The organism is Leifsonia sp. PARNA 1/14, from assembly GCF_055720965.1.
Window position 1 is genome coordinate 151564 of the sequence record NZ_JBVQSP010000001.1, and the last position, 5666, is coordinate 157229.

Genomic DNA, 5666 nt, shown 5'->3' on the forward strand with positions numbered 1-5666 from the left:
TGCGCCCACGAGTTCATCACGAGTCTGCCCAACGGTTACGACACCGACGTGAACAAGCGCGGCGGCCGGGTCTCCGCAGGTCAGCGTCAGCTGATCTCGTTCGCCCGGGCGTTCCTGGCGAACCCGGCGGTGCTCATCCTGGACGAGGCGACGAGCTCGCTCGACATCCCGAGCGAGCGCCTGGTGCAGGAGGCGCTGCAGACGCTGCTCGCCGATCGCACCGCCGTGATCATCGCGCACCGCCTCTCGACGGTCGCGATCGCGGACCGGGTGCTCGTCATGGAGCACGGCCGGGTCGTCGAAGACGGCTCGCCGGACCAGCTGATCGCGGGCACCGGGCGCTTCGCGCAGCTCCACGCCGCCTGGCGGGACTCGCTCGTGTAGAGAGCGCCCGCCCAGTGGTACCGACAGGCCCCGGGCCCTCCCTTCGGGGAGAGGATCCGGGGCCTGTCGCCGTGGACGGGACGGGCCGAGGGGTTGGGTTGGGTTGAGTTGTCGGCCCGTCCGGCCAGGTCTGCGGTCAGGTGCGTGCGACTCTGCGGAGCACCCGATGCTCGGAGGAGTCCCGGCTGCGCAGCAGCGGAAGGCGCCTCAGGAGCGAGGAGTTCTGGTCGTCGAGCACGACGACCTCCGCGCCCGCGTCGATGCAGGCGCTGGCGACCGCCGGCTCCACGTCGCGCCGCACGTCGCCCGCGACGATGGTCAGGCACCCGGCGGTGATCGCGTGGCCCGCCGAGGCGGTCACGACGATCCTCGACGTCGCCGGTGCGATGATGCCGCGGATGGCGCGTGCCAGCTCGGCTCGCTCGGACGGGCGGCCGTCGGCGCGACCGGGGAATCCGTCGCCGAGATCGAGGAGGCGCAGCCGCTGCCCTGTGGCGGCCTCCACATCGGCCGCGACGCCGATCGCGCGGACGATCTCGCTCACGTACTCCGCGGGACTGCTGTCCAGCGGCAGGGTCAGGGAGAGACCCGCGACGCGCACACCGAGGCCGCGGGCTGCACGGGCGGCGGCGACGATCGTGCTGGGTGTCATCCCCCGGGCGGCGCGATGAGCCGGACGCGGAGCGAGCGCGGGCTGGAGCTTGAGGACGACGCGCAGGTCGTCGGGCGCGCCGGCGAAGACCTCCAGCGCCCGCGTCCCGTCGATGACGAAGCGCCGGACGCCCGCGTCGTACGCCGCGCGGGCCTCGTGCGGGTGGGCGACCGGGGTGGCGTGGAGGACGTGGTGGCCGGCGCTGCCCGCGAGCAGCAGCGCGGGCAGCGCCTGGTCGTGCGTCACCTCGAATCCGCCGTCGGCGTCGGCGATCGCGGCCAGCAGCGCCGGGTGGGCGAGCGCGCTCACGTCGTAGTGAACGTCGACCCACGGGAAGTCGTCCCGCAGCGCGCGGTACCGGCGGCGCGCCCGCTCGAGGTCGATGACCACCAGCGGGAGGTCGTGGACGCCCACCGCGACCGCCTCGGAGGCCAGGTCGGCTGCTCCGTTCGGGTCGGCGGTTCGGGTTGCGGTGGGCATCGCATCCTCCTCGGGTTCGGGCCGGTGAGCTCAAGGCCAAGCGGTGAGCTTGTCTCATATGTTCGCGCCGGGCGACGATGTCCCACATCCGGGGGACCACCCGAATAGGCGTGCGTGCTGGCACGGATGCGCTCCACTCCGGCCCCGGAGAGAATCGTCAGCATGTGCCTCCGTGTTGTGATCGTCGACGACCACGCGCGGTTCCGTGCTCAGGCTGCCGAGCTCCTCACGCTGGAGCGCTTCTCCGTCGTCGGGGATGCCGAGACCGGCGCCCGCGGCATCGAGCTGAGTCGTGCGCTGGCGCCCGATCTGGTGCTGCTCGACGTCGGGCTGCCCGACGCCAACGGGTTCGATCTGGTCGCGGCGATGCGTGCGACAGGGGCCGCCGTGGTGCTGACCTCCAGCCGTTCGTCGCGCGACTACGGCACGCGCGTGAGCGACAGCGGCGCGGACGGTTTCATCAGCAAGGCGGAACTGAGCGGTGAGGCGATTCGCAGCCTGCTAATGTAAGCGCGTGGTCGGGGGAGAGAACTCGGATTCCCGCCCGCTCCGGGTTGCGATCGCCGATGACGCCGTGCTGCTGCGTGAGGGGATCGGGCAGCTCCTGCGCGCGGGTGGGGTGGATGTCGTCGCGTCGGTGGACACGGCGGAGCAGCTGCTGGAGATCCTCGGCGACGGCACCGGCGACGGCGGCGCCGCGATCGACGCCGTCGTGCTCGACATCCGGATGCCTCCGACGCACACCGACGAGGGCCTCCGCGCCCTCGAATCGCTGCGTGCCGCCGGCTCCACGGTCGGTGTGCTGCTGCTCTCGATGTACACCACCGCCGCATTCGCCATCCGGGCGATGAGCGCGGGGAGTGGCACGGGGTACCTCCTCAAAGACCGCGTCGCCGACGGCGACACGCTCGTCAACGCCGTGCGTACGGTGGCCGGCGGCGGGTCGGTGGTCGACCCGGAGGTCGTCCAGCTCCTCGTCTCGGCCCGCTCGTCCGAGGCCGCCGTCGAGTCGCTGTCGAGCCGCGAGATCGACGTGCTGCGGCTCATGGCGGAGGGGCTCTCCAACGCCGGCATCGCCTCGGCGCTGCACCTGAGCCTGCGCACGGTCGAGTCGCACATCGGGCACATCATGAACAAGCTCGACATCGAGGACACGACGGAAGGCCATCGGCGCGTGCTCGCCGTCCTGCGCTTCCTCGGCCGGGACGGCTGAGCGCGTGAACGCCGCACGCCTTTCGTTGCGGGCGTTCGCCGTCACGGTGACGATCGCGTCGAACGTGCTCGCCCAGGTCGTCAGCGCGATCATGGACGACTACGGGCCCCGCCCGCAGGGCATCGGCTGGGCAATCGTGTTCGTCGCGGTGGCCGTGGACTATGCGGTCTGCGCGGTGATCGCGTGGCGGGCGATCCGCAGCCCGATTCCCGGCTGGCTGATGATCGGCGCCGCATTCTTCTGGTCGGCGGGCGCCTGGTATCCGGTCACCCGCGACATCGCGTGGCTGTGGCCGCTGGTGGAGGGCGTCACCGATCTGTGGGCGGTCCTTGTCGGCATCCTCGTCCTCGCCTACCCGTCCGGGAGGCTGACGTCGCGCTTCGACCGCATCGTCGCCTGGACGCTCACGGGCGCCTTCCTGGTGCGCTTCCTCGGCATCCTGCTGGTCTCGTCTCCGACCACGGCGGAGTGCGGGTGCGTGGCCAACCCGTACGCGCTCGTCCCGAGCCCGGACGCGGACTACTGGCTCGGCATCGCCTGGCGCGTCGTCGGCGTCGTGCTCCTGCTCACCGTGGCCGTCCGGCTCGCGGTGCGCTGGACGACCAGCACCCTCCCCGCGCGCCGCGTCGCGTTCGTGATGCCGCTGGCCCTGCTGCTCTGGTGCTACGGCACGTTCCAGGACTCGCTGAGCTTCGCGCTCGGCTGGAACAGCGGCTGGCTCCAGTTCATCCCACCGGTCGCCATCGCGCTCATCCCTCCGGCCTTCGTGGGCGGGGTGTTCTACGCGCGCGGCTTGCGTTCGCGGGTCGCCGACCTCGTGATCGTGGCGCGCGACAAGGTCGACCGCGGGCTGTGGGAGTCGAGTCTCGCCCGCACCCTGCACGACAGCTCGCTGCGCGTCTTCTGGTGGGACGAGCACCGGCGCGGCTACCGCACCAGCCGGGGCGACGCGGTGGCGGACGGCGAGCACGTCGACCGGCCGGGCCGTTCCACGCTCGCCATCGACTCCGACCAGGGGCCGATCGCGCTCATCGAGCACGACGTCGCCCTCGCGCAAGACGACCGGTTGCTCGACGCCGTGTCGTCCGCCCTGTTGCTGTCGGTCGACAACGACCGGCTGCGTGCGCGCCTCGAGCAGACCATCCAGGAGTTGCGGGAGTCGCGGCTGCGGATCGTGGAGGAGGGCTACCTGGCGCGCAGACGACTGGAGCGCGACCTGCACGACGGCTCGCAGCAGCAGCTGGTGTCGCTTGCTATCAGCCTGCGGATCGCGACCTCGAAGGCTGCCGCGGCCGACGAGCACGAGCTGGCCCGCGACCTCGAGGGCGCATCGGCGCAGCTCGCCGACGCCTTGCGTGAATTGCGCGAGCTCGCGCGGGGAATCCACCCGACCGTACTGACCGACGGCGACCTCCGCTCTGCGCTGGAGGAGCTGGCCCAGCGCAGCCGTACCCCCGTCGAGGTGCACGTCGAGCTGGCCCAGCGGCTGCCGAACGTGGTGGAGGAGACGATCTACTATTGCGTCTCCGAGTGTCTCGCCAACGCGGCCAAGCACGCTGAGGCGCGCAACTGCGCCGTGCTGGTCACGCGCGCGGGCGAGGAGGTCACGGTGACGGTCAAGGACGACGGACGCGGGGGTGCGCGCGTCGAGCCGGGAGGCGGGCTGGAGGGCCTGCGCGACCGGGTGGAGACCGTCGGCGGTCACGTCGACGTGCGCTCGGTCGTCGGGCTCGGCACCATCGTGGAACTGGTGCTGCCGGCGAACGCGGCGGAGGGCGGCCGGCCGGCGGCCTGAACGCTATGCCTTCGCGGGCCGGACCGCGTACACCTGCTGCGCGATCGTGAAGACGCTCCAGCCTCCGGGGCACGCGTAGGACGCGTTGGTGGGGACGCCGGAGATCGGCCACCAGCTGTCCTGGATGGTCGGCTTGGGCGGTGCGACGGTCGTCAGCTTGCAGACGTCGGGCCGGAGCAGGGCGGCGGACGTGTACGTCATGATCGCCTCGCCCGACTGCGAGTCGTAGTCGACGCGGATCACCTTGGCGTCGTCGGGGACGAACGACGTCGTGCCGACTGCCGTGCTCTTCGACGCTGTGAGGTCTTTGGCCGTGTCGTAGATCGCCGGCTCCACGTGCGGAGTGAACGCCGCCACGACCGAGCACCCGGAGAGGGCGGCGACGAGGGGGACGGCGGCGACGACGAGGCCGAGTCGACGGGTACGGGGCACGGACGCTCCTGGGCAGGATGATGGACAGACTTGTTCAGTCAACACCATCAACCTGAGCGCCGCATCGACCTGGAGGATGATGTCGCGATCGGCGCGGTCAGCCCGCGTCGTGGCGCGCGACCGCCAGGTTCACCCGATAGGGCCGCTCGCCGCCCCCGAGAAGCGGCGTGCCCTCGGCGCGGTAGTGCTGCAGGGCGATGTGCTCGTGGTTCGCCGGAGGATGGCCGCTTGCCCGCACGACCCGCCACCACGGCACCTCCGCGCCGTAATAGGCCATCACCTGCCCGACCATGCGCGACGCCCGGGAGCCGAGAGTCGCAGCGACGTCGCCGTAGGTCATCACGCGTCCGGGAGGGATGCTCTCCACGACGGCGAGTACCCTCGACGCGAAGTCGGTCGATGCGAAGTCGGCTGACGCGGCGGAGGTGCCGTCAGAGCTCGAGGGCACCGATCGTCTCGCCGTACTGCGTCTCGCCGACAGGCTGGAACCCGGTGCGCAGGAAGAACTGCTCGGGGCCGAGCTCGCCCGACTCCCAGATCACGTAGAGCCGCTCCACGCCGCGCTCGCGCGCCTCGTCGGCCAGAGCGCGCACCGCGAAGGTGCCGATGCCGCGGCCCTGGTCGTCTGCGTCCACGTTGATCCTCCAGAGGATCGCCTTGAACTCGTCGTGCTCGGCGTACGGGTTGAAGTCGCCCATGATGAACCCGAC

General features: G+C 71.4%; 8 protein-coding genes. 4 read left to right on the plus strand and 4 right to left on the minus strand.

What is annotated here, in order from left to right:
• A partial coding sequence (locus tag AC0HS0_RS00765; protein ID WP_472960970.1) for an ATP-binding cassette domain-containing protein occupies window positions 1-384 on the plus strand: 384 nt, incomplete at its 5' end.
• Window positions 385-520: 136 nt separating this feature from the next.
• Here AC0HS0_RS00765 and AC0HS0_RS00770 read toward each other — a convergent pair.
• Window positions 521-1516: a type III PLP-dependent enzyme domain-containing protein gene (locus AC0HS0_RS00770; RefSeq protein ID WP_472960971.1), complete on the minus strand. Its 996-nt coding sequence runs from the start codon at window positions 1514-1516 to the stop codon at window positions 521-523.
• A 162-nt stretch (window positions 1517-1678) separates the two neighbouring features.
• Here AC0HS0_RS00770 and AC0HS0_RS00775 point away from each other — a divergent pair, with 162 nt between their 5' ends.
• From AC0HS0_RS00775 to AC0HS0_RS00785, 3 genes are read left to right on the plus strand one after another with little or no spacing between them, the layout of a single operon-like run.
• Complete coding sequence (locus AC0HS0_RS00775; RefSeq protein ID WP_472960972.1) at window positions 1679-2026, plus strand: response regulator; 348 nt, start codon at window positions 1679-1681, stop codon at window positions 2024-2026.
• 4 nt (window positions 2027-2030) lie between these two features.
• Window positions 2031-2729, plus strand: coding sequence for a LuxR C-terminal-related transcriptional regulator (locus AC0HS0_RS00780; RefSeq protein ID WP_472960973.1), 699 nt, complete (start codon window positions 2031-2033; stop codon window positions 2727-2729).
• A 4-nt stretch (window positions 2730-2733) separates the two neighbouring features.
• The gene (locus AC0HS0_RS00785) at window positions 2734-4524 is read left to right on the plus strand and encodes a sensor histidine kinase (protein WP_472960974.1); all 1791 of its coding nucleotides are present in this window, start codon (window positions 2734-2736) and stop codon (window positions 4522-4524) included.
• 3 nt (window positions 4525-4527) lie between these two features.
• On the opposite strand, the gene AC0HS0_RS00790 is transcribed toward AC0HS0_RS00785, so the two are convergent.
• The 3 genes from AC0HS0_RS00790 to AC0HS0_RS00800 form a co-directional block, all read right to left on the minus strand.
• Complete coding sequence (locus tag AC0HS0_RS00790; RefSeq protein ID WP_472960975.1) at window positions 4528-4956, minus strand: hypothetical protein; 429 nt, start codon at window positions 4954-4956, stop codon at window positions 4528-4530.
• Window positions 4957-5053: 97 nt separating this feature from the next.
• Window positions 5054-5404 (minus strand): MGMT family protein, encoded by a 351-nt coding sequence (locus AC0HS0_RS00795; RefSeq protein WP_472960976.1) that lies wholly within the window; start codon window positions 5402-5404, stop codon window positions 5054-5056.
• A partial coding sequence (locus tag AC0HS0_RS00800) for a GNAT family N-acetyltransferase (protein WP_472960977.1) occupies window positions 5388-5666 on the minus strand: 279 nt, incomplete at its 5' end. The genes AC0HS0_RS00800 and AC0HS0_RS00795, both read right to left, overlap by 17 nt.